The sequence below is a fragment of the Rhizobium sp. BK456 genome, assembly GCF_014194045.1.
In the GTDB taxonomy this organism is placed as follows: domain Bacteria; phylum Pseudomonadota; class Alphaproteobacteria; order Rhizobiales; family Rhizobiaceae; genus Rhizobium; species Rhizobium redzepovicii.
The window spans coordinates 13,146-27,434 of record NZ_JACIAO010000018.1 but is presented as its reverse complement, the minus strand read 5'-3'; the positions used below and the strand labels follow the sequence as shown (position 1 = coordinate 27,434).

Sequence of the window (14,289 nt, the reverse complement as noted above, 5' to 3'; positions counted from 1 at the left end):
AGCGCCCAAAAAATAAGCCGCGGCATTTGTCAATGCCGCGGCTTCTACATCTTGTGGATATTGACGATCAGATCAATATCTGTAGTGGTCGGACTTGAACGGGCCCTTCGGCGAGACGCCGATATAGGCAGCCTGCTCTTCGGAAAGCTCCGTCAGCTTCACGCCCAGCTTGTCGAGATGCAGGCGTGCGACCTTTTCATCGAGATGCTTCGGCAGGATATAGACCTGGTTCGAATATTGATCGGGCTTGGTGAAGAGCTCGATCTGCGCCAGGGTCTGGTTGGTGAAGGAGGCCGACATCACGAAGGACGGATGGCCGGTAGCGTTGCCGAGATTGAGCAGGCGGCCTTCGGAAAGAAGGATGATGCGGTTGCCCTTGGGGAATTCGATCAGGTCGACCTGCGGCTTGACGTTGGTCCACTTGAGATTGCGTAGCGCGGCGACTTCGATTTCGTTGTCGAAGTGGCCGATATTGCCGACGATCGCCATGTCCTTCATCTGACGCATGTGGTCGATGCGGATGACGTCTTTGTTGCCGGTGGTAGTGATGAAGATATCGGCCGAGGAAACGACGTCCTCGAGCAGCACGACTTCATAACCGTCCATGGCGGCCTGCAGGGCGCAGATCGGATCGGCTTCGGTTACCTTGACGCGGGCGCCGGCGCCGGAGAGCGAAGCGGCAGAACCCTTGCCGACATCGCCGTAGCCGCAGACGACGGCAACCTTGCCGGCCATCATCACGTCGGTGCCGCGGCGGATGCCGTCGACCAGCGATTCCTTGCAGCCGTACTTGTTGTCGAACTTCGACTTGGTGACCGAGTCGTTGACGTTGATCGCCGGGAAGGGCAGCAGGCCCTTCTGGCTGAGCTGGTAGAGGCGATTGACGCCGGTCGTTGTTTCCTCGGTGACGCCCTTGATCGCGTCGCGCTGCTTGGTGAACCAGCCAGGCGAAGCGGCGAGGCGCTTCTTGATCTGTGCGAAGAGGATTTCCTCCTCCTCGGAATGCGGATGCGACAGCACGTCTTCGCCAGCTTCGGCGCGGGCGCCGAGCAGGATGTACATGGTGGCGTCGCCGCCGTCATCGAGGATCATGTTGGAAAGGCCGCCATCGGCCCACTGGAAGATCTTGTCGGTATAGACCCAGTAATCTTCAAGCGACTCGCCCTTGATGGCGAAAACAGGAACGCCGGCAGCGGCGATTGCGGCAGCGGCGTGATCCTGCGTCGAGAAGATGTTGCACGAGGCCCAGCGAACTTCGGCGCCAAGCGCCACCAGCGTTTCGATGAGCACGGCCGTCTGGATGGTCATATGCAGCGAGCCGGTGATGCGCGCGCCCTTCAGCGGCTTTGCGTCGCCGAATTCGGTGCGGCAGGACATCAGCCCCGGCATTTCGGTTTCGGCGATGGTAATTTCCTTGCGGCCGAAATCCGCAAGCCCGATATCGGCGACGACATAATCTTTTTCAGTGCTCATAGAGGCCTCCAGGCTGAAAAACGTCTCAAAATTGGCGCAGGCGCGAAGATGACCGCGCGATGGATGGGCCGTGTCCTGATGCAGGTCACCCGGAGATGCGCAGCGGTTCCGGGATGACGACATGCACAAAAAAGAGAGCTGAAGCGTGTCGCATGAAGCAAGTTCGATGCAACATGCGTTAGCGCACGGCATATCCGCCGTTTAGCAGGCTTCGGGTGGGAAGGCAATAAGGATATAAAGAAGTCTTTATATGTTTATATGAGCTCGGAAAGCTCAAATCTCTTCGCCGAACCGGTTCTGGATCAGTTGGTCCAGGGCCTCGAGCGCTTCCGCGGCCTGGCTGCCGCTTGCCGAGACGACGACGCTCGATCCGGGGCTTGCCGCCAGCATCATCAGGCCCATGATCGAGGTGCCGCCGACCGTCATTCCGTCCTTGGAAACGGTGATGGCGGCATCGAAGGTCTCGACCATCTGCACGAACTTGGCGGAGGCGCGTGCGTGAAGGCCGCGTTTGTTGATGATGAGGAGTTCCCGGGAGAGCGATGTCATGAAGGGCCGTTATTTTCCGCTGAGCACGCGGCTCGCGACATTGATATATTTCCGCCCGGCTTCGGAAGCCTCCACCAGCGCCTTCTCCATGTTGTTCTCGCCACGCACGCCGGCGAGCTTGATCAGCATCGGCAGGTTGACGCCGGCAATGACTTCGGTATGGCCGCTGCTCATGACTGAAATGGCGAGATTGGACGGCGTTCCGCCGAACATGTCGGTCAGAATGACGACGCCATGGCCGTCATCGGCACCGGATACAGCTTCCAGAATGTCCTGCCGTCTTTGATCCATGTCGTCTTCGGGGCCGATACAGACCGTCTCGATGAATTTCTGAGGACCGACGACGTGCTCGACAGCATGACGAAACTCTTCAGCCAGCTTGCCATGAGTGACAAGCACAAGTCCGATCATGATATTACTGCTCCCATATACGCGAACGGTGGCCCCAATATCGCAATGCAGCAATTACGTCCACCGGTGGGGGCACATCTTGGCCATGAAAAGCCGAAGTGCAAGATAAAAATGCGAATATATAAGGCAGATTGATCAATCCGGAAGGCTTCAATGTCCGATATCGGGCGCTTTCGCCATCAACATTGCCAGCGGTGAAGCGACGCCTGTGAGCAGCCGCAATGCGGGAAGCGAAAGGCCGGGCGCGAGGCTGACGATTTCACCCTCCGGCGGCACGCGGTTTTCGCCGGACGCGCTGCCCGGAAGCACGGCATAATGCATCGCCGCCTGGGGCACATGCTCCTGTCGGACGATGCCGGTGCCGCGAAGCTCGATCAGCCCGGCGATCGATGGCGGGCATGTGGCCACCACGCTGCCGGTCTCTTCGGAGAGAAGAACCTGGTCGTCGGCGACCAATGCCGTAAACAGCCCGAGCCGGCGCGCCTCGGTCATGCAGGTGAAGGCAAGCATCGATTTTCCCCAGCCGGAGGGACCGCTGAACAAGAGCCCCGTCCTGCCAACGACGATCGCCGTCGCATGAATGTTCTGGAGCGCCGTCATGCGGCGGCATCGACGGGTAAAGCGAGGATAAAGCGGGCACCGAGCACCTGTCCGCCTTCGGCATCGGTGATGTTCTCCGCTCTCAGCGAACCGCCATGGGCCTCGGCGATCTGGCGGCTGATCGACAGGCCGAGCCCCGAATTCTGCCCGAAGCCTTCCGATTCCGGCCGGTCGGTATAGAAGCGCTCGAAGATGCGGTCGATATTTTCTGCCTGGATGCCGGGCCCGTTGTCTTCGATCGTGGTGACGCAGCGCGACCGTGTCCGCACCAGCCGCACGGTAATCTTGCCACCCTTCTCCGGCACGAAGGAGCGGGCGTTCTCGATCAGGTTGGCGATGATCTGGCCGATGCGCAGGTCGTGGCCGGTAACGACGAAGCGGGTCTTGACGTTCGGCTTGCGGTCGATCGCATATTCGATCTCCACCTGCTTCTTGGTGCTCCTGACCTGGCGCGAAACCTCGATGAGGTCGCGCAGCAGCACCTCCATGTCGACGGAACCGGCATCGACACGGGCAAGCTCGGCATCGAGGCGCGAGGCGTCGGAGATATCGCTGATCAGCCGGTCGAGGCGGCGGACATCGTGCTGGATGACGTCCATCAGCCGTTTCTTGGAATCGTCGGATCGGGCAAGCGGCAGCGTTTCGACGGCGCTGCGCAGCGACGTCAGCGGATTCTTGAGTTCGTGGCTGACATCGGCGGCGAAACTCTCGATCGCATCGATCCGGTCGTAGAGTGCCGTCGTCATTTCGCGCAATGCAATGGAAAGATTGCCGATTTCATCCTGGCGGGCGGAGAAGTCGGGAATCTGCTCACGTGTCTTTGCCCCGCGGCGCACCCGGATGGCGGCGGCCGAAAGGCGGCGCAGCGGATTGGCGATCGTCGACGAGAGCACCAGCGAAAGCAACACGTTGACGAGCGTCGCGACGCCGAAGACGCGCATGATGGCAAGCCGCTCGGCATGCACGATATTGTCGATGTCGCCTGCCTGCGTCGACAGCAGCAGCACCCCGAGCACGGCGCGGAAACGCTGGATCGGCACGGCGACCGAAACGATGAGCTCGCCTTTTTCGGTCGTGCGCACGACGGCGCCGCGCACGCCGGTTAGCGCGTTCATCACCTCGGGATAGATCGAGCCGTCGCCGCCCGGCGCTTCCTTATAGAGCGGTAGGTTGCCGGGCTGTAGCGCCTTGTTGAACAGGGTGGCAAACCATTCGCTCCAGGTCTGCTTCTCCTCTTCGACCGGCGGCAGGTCGAAGCGCAGCACCTGGCCGCGCGAATAAAGATGGCGGGAATCCAGCAGGAGATTTGCATCGGCATCGAAGATGCGGGCGCGCGTGCGCGTCGGAGAGATCAGCCGGCGCAGCACCGGCGCGACCTTCTCGGGATCGATGGGGAATTCGAGGTCTTCGTCGTTCGGCACCGGGGTGATGCTCTGGCCGGCCTGCAGCTCGAGCAGCTTCTGCGGATCGATGGTGATCGAGTTGGTATCGACCGATGCGGAGGCCGAAATGGCGCCGGCGATGATCTCGCCTTGCGTCAAAAGGCTCTCGGCGCGGGCGTCGATCAGTCCCTCGCGAAACTGGTTGAGGTAGAGGATACCGCCGACGAGCACCAGCAGTGCGACGAGATTGAAGAAGACGATGCGCCGCGTCAGGCTCGAAAATACGGCATTGCCGAAGATGCGGCGGATCAGCGTGAAGGGATGCGACCAACGGCGGCCCCGGACGCGACGGGTGCTCACGCCCTCCGCATCGTCGAGATCCCTTTCCTGCACCAACTGTGCCAACGACTGGCCCTTTCGAAGGGCGGGGCCGGATAAACCGGCCCGCAGCCCTCAACAATGTCTCGCGCTGCGCCGTTTGGGCTCAGGCTGCTTCGCGGAAGCGGTATCCCACTCCGTAGAGTGTTTCAATCATATCAAAGTCGGTGTCGACCATCTTGAATTTCTTGCGCAGCCGCTTGATGTGGCTGTCGATGGTCCGGTCGTCGACATAGACCTGTTCGTCATAGGCTGCGTCCATCAGCGCGTCGCGGCTTTTGACGACGCCGGGGCGCTGCGCCAGCGAATGCAGGATCAGGAATTCGGTGACCGTCAGCGTCACGGCCTCACCCTTCCAGGTGCAGGTATGGCGCTCCTGATCCATGACCAACTGCCCGCGCTCCAGCGAGCGGGCCTGCTGCACGGCGCCGTTCTTCGGCGCGCCGACAGGGCTGGCGCCGGCGGCTGCGGCTTCACGGCTCGAGGCGCGGCGCAGCACGGCGCGGACGCGCTCGACCAGCAGGCGCTGCGAAAAAGGCTTGGTGATGAAATCGTCGGCGCCCATCTTCAGGCCGAACAGCTCATCGATCTCCTCATCCTTGGAGGTGAGGAAGATGACGGGAATATCCGACTTTTGCCGCAGACGGCGCAGCAATTCCATGCCGTCCATGCGCGGCATCTTGATGTCGAAGATCGCCAGCTGCGGCGGGCGCGCCAGCAGGCCGTCGAGGGCCGAAGCACCGTCCGTGTAGGTCTCGACCTTATATCCTTCGGCCTCCAGTGCGATCGACACCGAGGTGAGGATGTTGCGGTCGTCATCAACGAGCGCGATTGTCGGCATGGTGTTCGTCTCCGTCATCAGTGCGCAATCTCCCGGATTTGCTCTCCCCAGGCGGTCTCAGTGACCGGATGCGCTTATGGAGGATAAAGGTGGAACAAATTGTGGCAAAGATAAAGGGAAAGATTGTCGTGGAATTCGAAGGCAATCGTGAGTGGTGCGGTAAAATGTTTCAACGCGCCAATTTAAAACGATTTAAAATTATGACGTTAAATTTAAATCGATTAAATAATTGATATTACTATATTTTTTCAAGTTTTGTCTCTTGTGTTTTAAAAATTCTACCCGTATTTTCGCGACTAGTTTTAACGGCAACGAGCCTGAGCGAAGGGAACTAGCCATGGAAATGTTCGGAGTTCATAACCCGGCAACAGAGCTGGCAACGGTTGGATTGGGCGGCGCAGCCAGCGTTCGCTACAACTTTTCCGCCGCCGCGCTCTATGAAGAATCGATCCGCCGGGGCGAAGCCGAACTGACCGCTCAGGGGGCGCTGCGGGCTATCACCGGCCAGCACACCGGCCGTTCGCCGCGTGACAAGTTCGTCGTTCGCGACAGCAATACCGATGGCGAAATCTGGTGGGACAACAACAAGCCGCTCTCGCCGGAACATTTCGCGCTGCTGCGCGCGGATATGCTGGCGCATGCCGCGGGCAAGGACCTGTTCGTTCAGGATCTCATCGGCGGTGCCGAGGAAGGCCATGCTTTGCCGACCCGCGTCGTCACCGAATTTGCCTGGCATTCGCTGTTCATCCGCAATCTGCTGATTCGCCCCGACGCCGCAGCACTGCCGAGCTTTGCGCCGAAGCTGACGATCATCGATCTGCCGAGCTTCAAGGCCGATCCGGCCCGCCACGGCTGCCGTTCGGAAACGGTGATCGCCTGCGACTTGACCAACGGTCTCGTCCTCATCGGCGGCACCTCCTATGCCGGTGAAATGAAAAAGTCGGTCTTCACCGTCCTCAACTACCTGCTGCCCGCCAAGGGCGTAATGCCGATGCACTGCTCGGCCAATGTCGGCCCGAATGGTGACGCAGCGGTGTTCTTCGGCCTTTCCGGCACCGGCAAGACGACGCTGTCGGCCGACCCGGCCCGCACGCTGATCGGCGATGACGAACACGGCTGGAGCGAAAACGGCATCTTCAATTTCGAAGGCGGCTGCTACGCCAAGACCATCCGTCTGTCGGCCGAAGCCGAGCCGGAAATCTACGCGACGACCCAGCGCTTCGGCACCGTGCTTGAAAACGTCGTGCTGAACGAGCGCCGCGAGCCGAATTTCGATGACGGCTCGCTGACTGAGAACACCCGCTGCGCTTATCCGATGGATTTCATCCCCAACGCTTCGGAAACCGGCCGGGCCGGGCATCCGAAGACGATCATCATGCTGACCGCCGATGCCTTCGGCGTCATGCCGCCGATCGCGCGGCTGACGCCCGACCAGGCGATGTATCACTTCCTCTCCGGCTACACCGCCAAGGTGGCCGGCACCGAAAAGGGTGTCGTCGAGCCGGAAGCGACCTTCTCCACCTGCTTCGGCGCTCCGTTCATGCCGCGCCATCCGGCCGAATACGGTAATCTGCTCAAGGAACTGATCAGCCGCCACGGCGTCGAATGCTGGCTGGTGAACACCGGCTGGACCGGCGGCGCCTACGGCACCGGCAAGCGCATGCCGATCAAGGCGACACGCGCGCTGCTCGCCGCCGCCCTGACCGGCGAACTCGGCCAAGTCGAATTCCGTGCGGATTCCAATTTCGGCTTCGCCGTGCCGGTCTCCGTCAACGGCGTCGACAGCAGCATTCTCGACCCGCGCTCGACCTGGGCCGACAAGGCAGCCTATGACGCGCAGGCCGAAAAGCTGGTCTCGATGTTTATCGCCAACTTCGCCAAATTCGAAGGTCACGTCGATGGCGGCGTCCGCGACGCGGCCCCGGGCGTGAAGGTTGCGGCTGAATAAAACGAATAATCTTTGACTCACGTGAAACCCGGCGTCGCAGGATTGCCGGGTTTTTCGGTTGACGGCCGATATTTTCAACTGGCTGCCGATGTGAGATAGAACGGCGCATGGCCAGCGACGCACTCTATATCGACGACAGGATCACCATATCAGGATGGGAGCTGACGGAACAGTTCGTTCTGGCGGGCGGGCCCGGCGGGCAGAATGTCAACAAGGTCTCGACCGCGGTTCAGCTGTTTTTCAATATCCCGAATTCGCCGTCGCTGAACGATCGTGTCAAAACCAATGCGGTCAAGCTCGCCGGTCGGCGTCTGTCGAAGGACGGCGTGCTGATGATCGAGGCGAGCCGGTTTCGCAGCCAGGACCGCAATCGCGAGGATGCGCGCGAGCGGCTGAAGGAATTGATATTGGAGGCCGCCAAGCCGCCGCCGCCGCCGCGCAAGAAGACCAAGCCGACCAAGGGTTCGGTCGAGCGCCGCCTGAAGGAAAAATCCGGCCGCTCGGAAGTCAAGAAAATGCGTGGCCGCCCTGGCGGCGGCAGTGGTGAATGACATGCTGGAGTTCTTGAGCGGTATTCGCCATCTTCCCGGCTATCTCGATCGGGCCCGTCAGGAGGCCTTGGTCGAGGTGATCCGCACGATTGTCGCCGAGGCGCCGCTTTATGTGCCCGTCATGCCCGGGACCGGCAAGCCGATGTCGGTGCGGATGACCAATTGCGGGCCGCTCGGCTGGGTGACCGACAAGGAGCGCGGCTATCGCTACCAGCCGACGCATCCGGCAACCGGCAGGCGTTGGCCCGATCTGCCGCAGGAATTGCTCGATATCTGGAATGATGTTGCCGGCTACGACAAACCGCCGGAAGCCTGCCTGATCAATTTCTATTCCGACGAAGCCCGCATGGGCCTGCATCAGGACAAGGACGAGAGGGATTTGCAGGCGCCGGTCGTCTCGATCTCGCTCGGCAACAGCTGCCTTTTTCGCGTCGGCGGCCTCAGCCGCAATGATCGCACGCTATCCGTCAAGCTCTCCAGCGGCGATCTGGTCGTTCTGGGCGGCGAGGGGAGACTGTGTTTTCACGGCGTCGACCGCATTCATCCGGCGACGTCGACGCTCTTGAAGAATGGCGGCCGCATCAATCTGACGCTGCGCCGCGTCAATCCTCCAAGCTGATGGTCAGCAAAGATCGCCTGCTATAGTTTCCGCAGCGCGACCTGTTCGATCAGGTGATCCTTGCCTTTTTTCAGGATCAGATCGGCGCGCGGCCGCGTCGGCAGGATGTTCTGCCGCAGGTTTTTCAGGTTGATGTTCGCCCAGAGATCCCCGGCAATTTCGAGCGCTTCCGCGTCGCTGATCGAAGCGTAGCGATGGAAATAGGAATTCGGATCGCGAAAGGCGGTCTCGCGCAGCCGCATGAAACGTGCGACGTACCAGTTGTGAATCAGGTCTTCGGCGGCATCGATATAGATCGAGAAGTCGAAGAAGTCGGAGACCATCGGCACGATCTTGCCGCCGGCCGGCAGGTCGCGCGATTGTAATACGTTGATGCCCTCGAAGATCAGGATGTCCGGCCGGTCGACGATCTTGTATTCGTCCGGCAGCACGTCATAGACGAGGTGCGAATAGCTCGGCGCCTTGACATCCGGCTGTCCGGCCTTGATCGCCGAGAGAAAGCGCAGGATTGCGGCCGTGTCGTAACTCTCCGGAAAACCCTTGCGCTGCATCAGCTTTTCCCGCTGCAGCACGACATTCGGATGAAGGAAGCCGTCGGTGGTGACGAGATCGACCTTCGGGCTCGAAGGCCAGCGCCCCAGCAGTTCCTTGAGAACACGGGCCGTGGTCGATTTTCCCACGGCGACCGAGCCGGCGATGCCGATGACGAAAGGCGTCTTCGTCACATCGGAGATGCTGAGGAAGCGGTTGCGCTGCTCGAACAGCATCTGCGAGGATTCGACATGCGCCGACAGCAGCCGCGACAGCGACAGATAGATGCGCCTGACCTCGTCGAGATCGATCGGGTCGCCCATCGAGCGCAGCCGTTTGACCTCGTCGCTGGTCAGCGTCAACGGCGTGTCGGCGCGGAACTTCGCCCATTGTTCGGAAGAGAAGAAGTGATAAGGCGAATAGGAGTCCGACTGGAAGTGATCCAACGTTTCCGGCACCCCGATAATCTCAGTCGCGATACTCATGAACTCTGCCGGCCGGCCTTTTCCTTGAGGCCGGACTGCGCGGTTCTGCGCTCGAGTTCGGCCATGACATTCTCTAACGGTATTTCAGCAATCTTCAATACGACCAAAAGGTGATAGAGCACATCGGCGGCTTCATAGGTCAGATTGTCGCGGTCGCCGGTCACCGCCGCCATCACCGCTTCGATCGCCTCTTCACCGAGCTTCTTGGCCGCCTTCGGCTGGCCGGCGGCGACGAGCTTCGCCGTCCAGGATTGCTCCGGCGAGGCTGTCGAGCGCTCTGCGACGATGCTTTCGAGATCGGAAAGGGAAAATCCGCTCATATGTCCGCTTTCAAGGTTCAGTCGAGACGCATGTCGATGCCGCACTTCGACATATAGTGCTTCGCCTCGCCGACGGAATAGGTGCCGAAGTGGAAGATCGATGCGGCGAGAACGGCATTGGCATGACCCTCTTTCACCCCGGCGACGAGATCGTCGAGATCGCCGACGCCGCCGGATGCGATGACAGGCACACGCACCGCATCGGCAATCGCCCGCGTGAGCTCCAGATCGTAGCCGACCTTGGTGCCGTCGCGGTCCATCGAGGTGACCAGCAATTCGCCGGCGCCGCGTTCAACCATCTTCTGGGCGAATTCGACGGCGTCGATGCCGGTCGCATTGCGGCCGCCATGCGTATAGATTTCCCAGGCGCTGAGATTGTCGCCGCCGACCGCCTGCGTGCGTCTGCGCTTGGCGTCGATCGAGACGACGATGCACTGGTCGCCGAACTTGTCGGCCGCCTCCGTGACGAAGTCGGGATTGCTGACCGCTGCCGAATTGATCGAGACCTTGTCGGCGCCGCACAGCAAGAGCTTGCGTATATCGGCGATGGTGCGCACCCCGCCGCCGACCGTCAGCGGCATGAAGCATTGGTCGGCCGTGCGCGACACGACATCGAAGATCGTCTCGCGATTGTCCGAAGAAGCGGTGATGTCGAGGAAGCAGAGCTCGTCGGCGCCGGCCGCATCATAGGCTTTCGCCGCTTCGACGGGATCGCCGGCATCGACGAGATTGAGAAAATTGACGCCCTTGACGACGCGGCCGTCCTTGACGTCGAGGCAGGGGATGACACGGGCCTTGAGGGTCATTTACGTAGTCTCCTTTGCCCTGCTGGCCTTGACCAGCGCCAGTGCTTCCGCGGGGTCGATACGGCCGTCGTAAAGCGCCCGGCCTGAAATTGCCCCTTCGAGCTTCTGCGCATCCGGCTCCAGCATACGCCTGATGTCGTCGAGAGAGGCAAGGCCGCCGGAGGCGATGACCGGAATGGAGACGGCCTCGGCAAGTTCCAGCGTCGAGGCCCAGTTGATGCCGGCAAGGATGCCGTCACGGTCGATATCGGTGTAGATGATCGCGGCGACGCCGGCCCCTTCGAATTTCCTTGCGAGCTCGATGACACCGAGTTCGGAAGCTTCAGCCCAGCCCTCGACGGCCACCTTGCCCCCCTTGGCATCGATGCCGACGGCGACGTGACCGGGAAATTTCCGGCAGGCTTCGATGACCAGATCAGGATTTCTGACCGCGACGGTGCCGAGAATGACGCGCCGCAGCCCGCGCGACAGCCATGCCTCGATATGATCGAGCGTGCGGATGCCGCCGCCGAGCTGCACCGGATTTTGTGTTGCCTTGAGGATCGCTTCCACGGCGTCGCCATTGGCCGAATGTCCCGCAAAGGCGCCGTCGAGATCGACCACATGCAGCCATTCGAAACCCTGGTCTTCGAAGGATTTCGCCTGGGCGGCCGGATCGGTGTTGTAAACCGTCGCCTGCTGCATGTCGCCGAGCTTCAGGCGGACGCATTGGCCGCCCTTCAGATCGATCGCGGGAAAAAGGATCATGTCGTCTTACGTCCGTAGAGTGGTCGGTACCATCAGCGCATTCCACGCATCTACGATATCCGAGTGAAAAAAGACAGCGGCAATGGTGGCCGCGCCGAAAAGCAGAAGAAGCAGCAGGGTGACGGTGAAACCGGCCCGAACCTGACGCCAGAAGCCGAGGCGCCGCTTCACTGATGTCTCGATGTCGCGCACCTCTCGCAGCGCCTGGCTGTTGACGGCGGCGAGCCGGATTTCCGGCTCCATCGCCTCTACATAGGTTTCGGCATAAGTCGAAAGGATCTGCGAGGCGCGATCGCGCAGCGTATTGCGCAGGTCGGTGGAGAGATAATTGCTGGCGACCGCGGCAAGCTCGGCCTCGTTGGGAGAACGGCCGGCGTTGCGCTTGCGATAGCTGAGGACGAAATCGCGCTTCTGTCGCTCGTAAAGGGCATAGGCAAGCAGGCCGATGAGATCGTCCTCGCCTTCAATATAAAATTCCAGCACGGCCTCAGCGATATCGTCGGCGTTGATGCCGTTGGCGCGCAGCTGCGAATTCTCGTTGCCGGCAAGAAATTCATGGATCATCGGTCCAGCCTTTCTTTCATCGCTTTGGCTGCATTGGAAAGCGCTCTTTTGTGAATGGTCTCATCGACACGGCGGATGATCGTTCCGTCGGGAAGCCGGATATCCGAGAACGGCGGCAGACCTTCTCTGGAGGGTCTCAGCATGTAGAACACCTTGCCTGATTTCCGCGAAGCCGGCATCGAGCGCACTCCTGTTCCGCCGTTTCCATAAAGGGGAAATAAGGCGGCGGTATTACGGGTTCCAACGCAGGAAATTGGCGATCAGCGCCAGGCCGAGCTTCTGGCTCTTTTCCGGGTGAAACTGGGCGCCGACCATGTTGTCGCGCCCGACGAGAGCGGTCATCGCACCGCCATAGTCGACGGTCGCGATGACATCGTCGGCGTTCTCGGCGGCAAGATGATAGGAATGCACGAAATAGGCATGCAGCCCCTCGGACCCCGTCGGAATGCCGTCGAACAACGGATGTTCGCGCTTCAGGTCGAGCGTGTTCCAGCCGATCTGCGGGATCTTTAGCGCCGGATCATCGGGCGTCATCTCGACGACGTCGCCGGGGATCCAGTTGAAACCGTGCGTCACGGTCTTCTCGAGCCCGCGCGAGGACATCAGCTGCATGCCGACGCAGATTCCGAGAAACGGCCGCGCCTTCTTCTCGACCGCTTCGATCAGCACCTCGGCCATATCGGGCACGGCATCGAGCCCGCGCCGGCAATCGGCATAGGCGCCGACGCCGGGAAGCACGATACGATCGGCGGCGGCAACATTTTCGGCTTTGTCTGTGAGATCGATATGCGCATCGATGCCCGCTTCACGGGCGGCCCGTTCGAAAGCCTTGGTCGCCGAGCGCAGATTGCCGGAACCATAATCGATAATCGCGACGCGCATCGTCAGCGTCCTCCATCAAAACCAAAGAGACCAAGCGAGGTGGCTTGGCCAGGCGGATTGTTCGGACGGGTCTTGTTCTCCCAGTCCGGTGCGGTGTCCTTGTTGCTGTCGGCAACGGCCGCCTTGTCCGAGAAATAGACGTCCTCGGCAATGGCGATCGTATCGGCTGCAACGAGCCCATCTTCGGTCCACCCCTTGGCGGCGAGGTGGCGGATGCGGAAATTCTGGCCCTCGAGGCCGACCAGCACATTCACGCCCAGCAGGAGGGCCGCTCCCGCCAGCCCGAGGCCCGGCTCGTCCATCAACGCACCGCCGATCGCCTGCAGCACGAAGGCCGCGGCCGCATGCAGCCACAGCCGATGTGCGAGCAGCCAAACCCATGGAAACAGAAAGCCGAGCAGCGTGAAGCCGTCACGGATGGTCCGGGTCTCTTCGACCGTGGCGCGCGTGCCGCCGGGCGGCGTCAGGAAAATATAGCTGGATGTCATTGTCGCCGCTCCCTTGAGGGGCTCAGACGAGCGTGCCCTTCGTCGAAGGTACACGGCCGGCCTGTCTCGGATCGATCTCTGTCGCCGTGCGCAATGCGCGGGCGACGGCCTTGAAGCATGTCTCGGCAATATGGTGATTGTTGGCGCCATAATGGTTGAGAATATGCAAGGTGATGCCGGCATTCTGGGCGAGCGCCTGGAAGAATTCGCGAACGAGTTCGGTATCGAACGTGCCGATCTTCGGCGCGCTGAAGGCGACGTTCCAGACGAGGAACGGCCGGCCGGACAGATCGACCGCGGCCTTGGTCATCGTCTCGTCCATGGCCAGATCAATCGAGGCGTAACGCGTGATGCCGCGCCGGTCGCCGAGCGCCTTGGAGATCGCCTGGCCGATGGCGATGCCCGTATCCTCGACCGTGTGGTGGTCGTCGATATGCAGATCGCCCTGGGATTCGATCTCCATGTCGATCAGCGAATGCCGCGAAAGCTGGTCGAGCATATGATCGAAGAAGCCGACGCCGGTCGAAATCTTCGATTTGCCGGTGCCGTCGAGATTGACGGAGACGGAAATCGAGGTTTCGTTGGTCTTGCGGGAAACACTGCCCGTGCGGCTTGCTGCGGTCTCGGCCATATGGCCCTCCATCGGAATAAGGCCGTTCCTTATCAGGCGGATCGGCAAATATCCAGAAGCCGGGCAAGAGAAAAGCCGGCCCA

At 61.0% G+C, this 14,289-nt stretch carries 19 protein-coding genes; 4 read left to right on the top strand and 15 right to left on the bottom strand.

All coding sequences use genetic code 11. From position 1 onward, the window contains the following. Positions 1 to 72 precede the first annotated feature (72 nt). From ahcY to FHX03_RS32610, 6 genes are all read right to left on the bottom strand, one after another. Positions 73 to 1,473, bottom strand: a complete 1,401-nt coding sequence (ahcY, locus tag FHX03_RS32635) for an adenosylhomocysteinase (RefSeq protein ID WP_097625118.1) — start codon at positions 1,471 to 1,473, stop codon at positions 73 to 75. A gap of 273 nt (positions 1,474 to 1,746) precedes the next feature. Further along, positions 1,747 to 2,022, bottom strand: a complete 276-nt coding sequence (locus FHX03_RS32630) for an HPr family phosphocarrier protein (RefSeq protein WP_183857303.1) — start codon at positions 2,020 to 2,022, stop codon at positions 1,747 to 1,749. Between the two features lie 9 nt (positions 2,023 to 2,031). Then, the gene (locus FHX03_RS32625) at positions 2,032 to 2,433 is read right to left on the bottom strand and encodes a PTS sugar transporter subunit IIA (protein ID WP_003544139.1); all 402 of its coding nucleotides are present in this window, start codon (positions 2,431 to 2,433) and stop codon (positions 2,032 to 2,034) included. Positions 2,434 to 2,583: 150 nt separating this feature from the next. Next, positions 2,584 to 3,033 (bottom strand): HPr kinase/phosphorylase, encoded by a 450-nt coding sequence (locus tag FHX03_RS32620; RefSeq protein ID WP_183778544.1) that lies wholly within the window; start codon positions 3,031 to 3,033, stop codon positions 2,584 to 2,586. Then, positions 3,030 to 4,820, bottom strand: coding sequence for a sensor histidine kinase (locus FHX03_RS32615; protein WP_003589491.1), 1,791 nt, complete (start codon positions 4,818 to 4,820; stop codon positions 3,030 to 3,032). Before FHX03_RS32615 ends, FHX03_RS32620 begins: the two co-directional genes overlap by 4 nt. Positions 4,821 to 4,899: 79 nt before the next feature. After that, positions 4,900 to 5,634 carry a response regulator transcription factor gene (locus FHX03_RS32610; protein WP_003589490.1) on the bottom strand — a complete coding sequence of 245 codons (735 nt, stop codon included), beginning with the start codon at positions 5,632 to 5,634 and terminating at the stop codon, positions 4,900 to 4,902. 89 nt (positions 5,635 to 5,723) lie between these two features. On the opposite strand from FHX03_RS32610, the gene FHX03_RS32605 reads away from it, so the two are divergent. The 4 genes from FHX03_RS32605 to FHX03_RS32590 all read left to right on the top strand — a co-directional run bounded on the left by FHX03_RS32605 (position 5,724) and on the right by FHX03_RS32590 (position 8,752). Then, positions 5,724 to 5,867: a hypothetical protein gene (locus tag FHX03_RS32605; RefSeq protein WP_183857301.1), complete on the top strand. Its 144-nt coding sequence runs from the start codon at positions 5,724 to 5,726 to the stop codon at positions 5,865 to 5,867. 104 nt (positions 5,868 to 5,971) lie between these two features. Beyond that, positions 5,972 to 7,582: a phosphoenolpyruvate carboxykinase gene (locus FHX03_RS32600; protein ID WP_097625120.1), complete on the top strand. Its 1,611-nt coding sequence runs from the start codon at positions 5,972 to 5,974 to the stop codon at positions 7,580 to 7,582. A gap of 107 nt (positions 7,583 to 7,689) precedes the next feature. Next, positions 7,690 to 8,133, top strand: a complete 444-nt coding sequence (gene arfB / locus FHX03_RS32595) for an alternative ribosome rescue aminoacyl-tRNA hydrolase ArfB (RefSeq protein ID WP_097625121.1) — start codon at positions 7,690 to 7,692, stop codon at positions 8,131 to 8,133. 1 nt (position 8,134) lies between these two features. Next, a complete protein-coding gene (locus tag FHX03_RS32590) occupies positions 8,135 to 8,752 on the top strand; it encodes an alpha-ketoglutarate-dependent dioxygenase AlkB family protein (protein ID WP_183778546.1) in 618 nt (205 codons plus the stop codon). A gap of 20 nt (positions 8,753 to 8,772) precedes the next feature. On the opposite strand, the gene coaA is transcribed toward FHX03_RS32590, so the two are convergent. The 9 genes from coaA to hisB are packed head-to-tail and all read right to left on the bottom strand — an operon-like array spanning position 8,773 to position 14,206. After that, complete coding sequence (gene coaA, locus FHX03_RS32585) at positions 8,773 to 9,768, bottom strand: type I pantothenate kinase (protein WP_183857299.1); 996 nt, start codon at positions 9,766 to 9,768, stop codon at positions 8,773 to 8,775. Continuing rightward, a complete protein-coding gene (locus FHX03_RS32580) occupies positions 9,765 to 10,088 on the bottom strand; it encodes a phosphoribosyl-ATP diphosphatase (RefSeq protein WP_003589483.1) in 324 nt (107 codons plus the stop codon). Before FHX03_RS32580 ends, coaA begins: the two co-directional genes overlap by 4 nt. 17 nt (positions 10,089 to 10,105) lie before the next feature. Further along, entirely contained in the window at positions 10,106 to 10,894 is a 789-nt protein-coding gene (gene hisF / locus FHX03_RS32575) for an imidazole glycerol phosphate synthase subunit HisF (protein WP_003589481.1), read from the bottom strand. Further along, positions 10,895 to 11,641, bottom strand: coding sequence for a 1-(5-phosphoribosyl)-5-[(5-phosphoribosylamino)methylideneamino]imidazole-4-carboxamide isomerase (gene hisA / locus FHX03_RS32570; RefSeq protein WP_183857297.1), 747 nt, complete (start codon positions 11,639 to 11,641; stop codon positions 10,895 to 10,897). Between the two features lie 6 nt (positions 11,642 to 11,647). Continuing rightward, positions 11,648 to 12,205 carry a hypothetical protein gene (locus FHX03_RS32565; RefSeq protein ID WP_097625127.1) on the bottom strand — a complete coding sequence of 186 codons (558 nt, stop codon included), beginning with the start codon at positions 12,203 to 12,205 and terminating at the stop codon, positions 11,648 to 11,650. Further along, entirely contained in the window at positions 12,202 to 12,384 is a 183-nt protein-coding gene (locus FHX03_RS32560; RefSeq protein ID WP_097625128.1) for a hypothetical protein, read from the bottom strand. The genes FHX03_RS32565 and FHX03_RS32560 overlap by 4 nt, the downstream gene beginning before the upstream one ends. Before the next feature lie 52 nt (positions 12,385 to 12,436). Continuing rightward, the gene (gene hisH, locus FHX03_RS32555; protein ID WP_097625129.1) at positions 12,437 to 13,087 is read right to left on the bottom strand and encodes an imidazole glycerol phosphate synthase subunit HisH; all 651 of its coding nucleotides are present in this window, start codon (positions 13,085 to 13,087) and stop codon (positions 12,437 to 12,439) included. A gap of 2 nt (positions 13,088 to 13,089) precedes the next feature. Next, on the bottom strand, positions 13,090 to 13,575 hold the full coding sequence (locus tag FHX03_RS32550; protein ID WP_183857295.1) for a DUF2628 domain-containing protein: 486 nt from the start codon (positions 13,573 to 13,575) through the stop codon (positions 13,090 to 13,092). Between the two features lie 22 nt (positions 13,576 to 13,597). Continuing rightward, positions 13,598 to 14,206, bottom strand: a complete 609-nt coding sequence (gene hisB / locus FHX03_RS32545; RefSeq protein ID WP_054185459.1) for an imidazoleglycerol-phosphate dehydratase HisB — start codon at positions 14,204 to 14,206, stop codon at positions 13,598 to 13,600. Positions 14,207 to 14,289 lie beyond the last annotated feature (83 nt).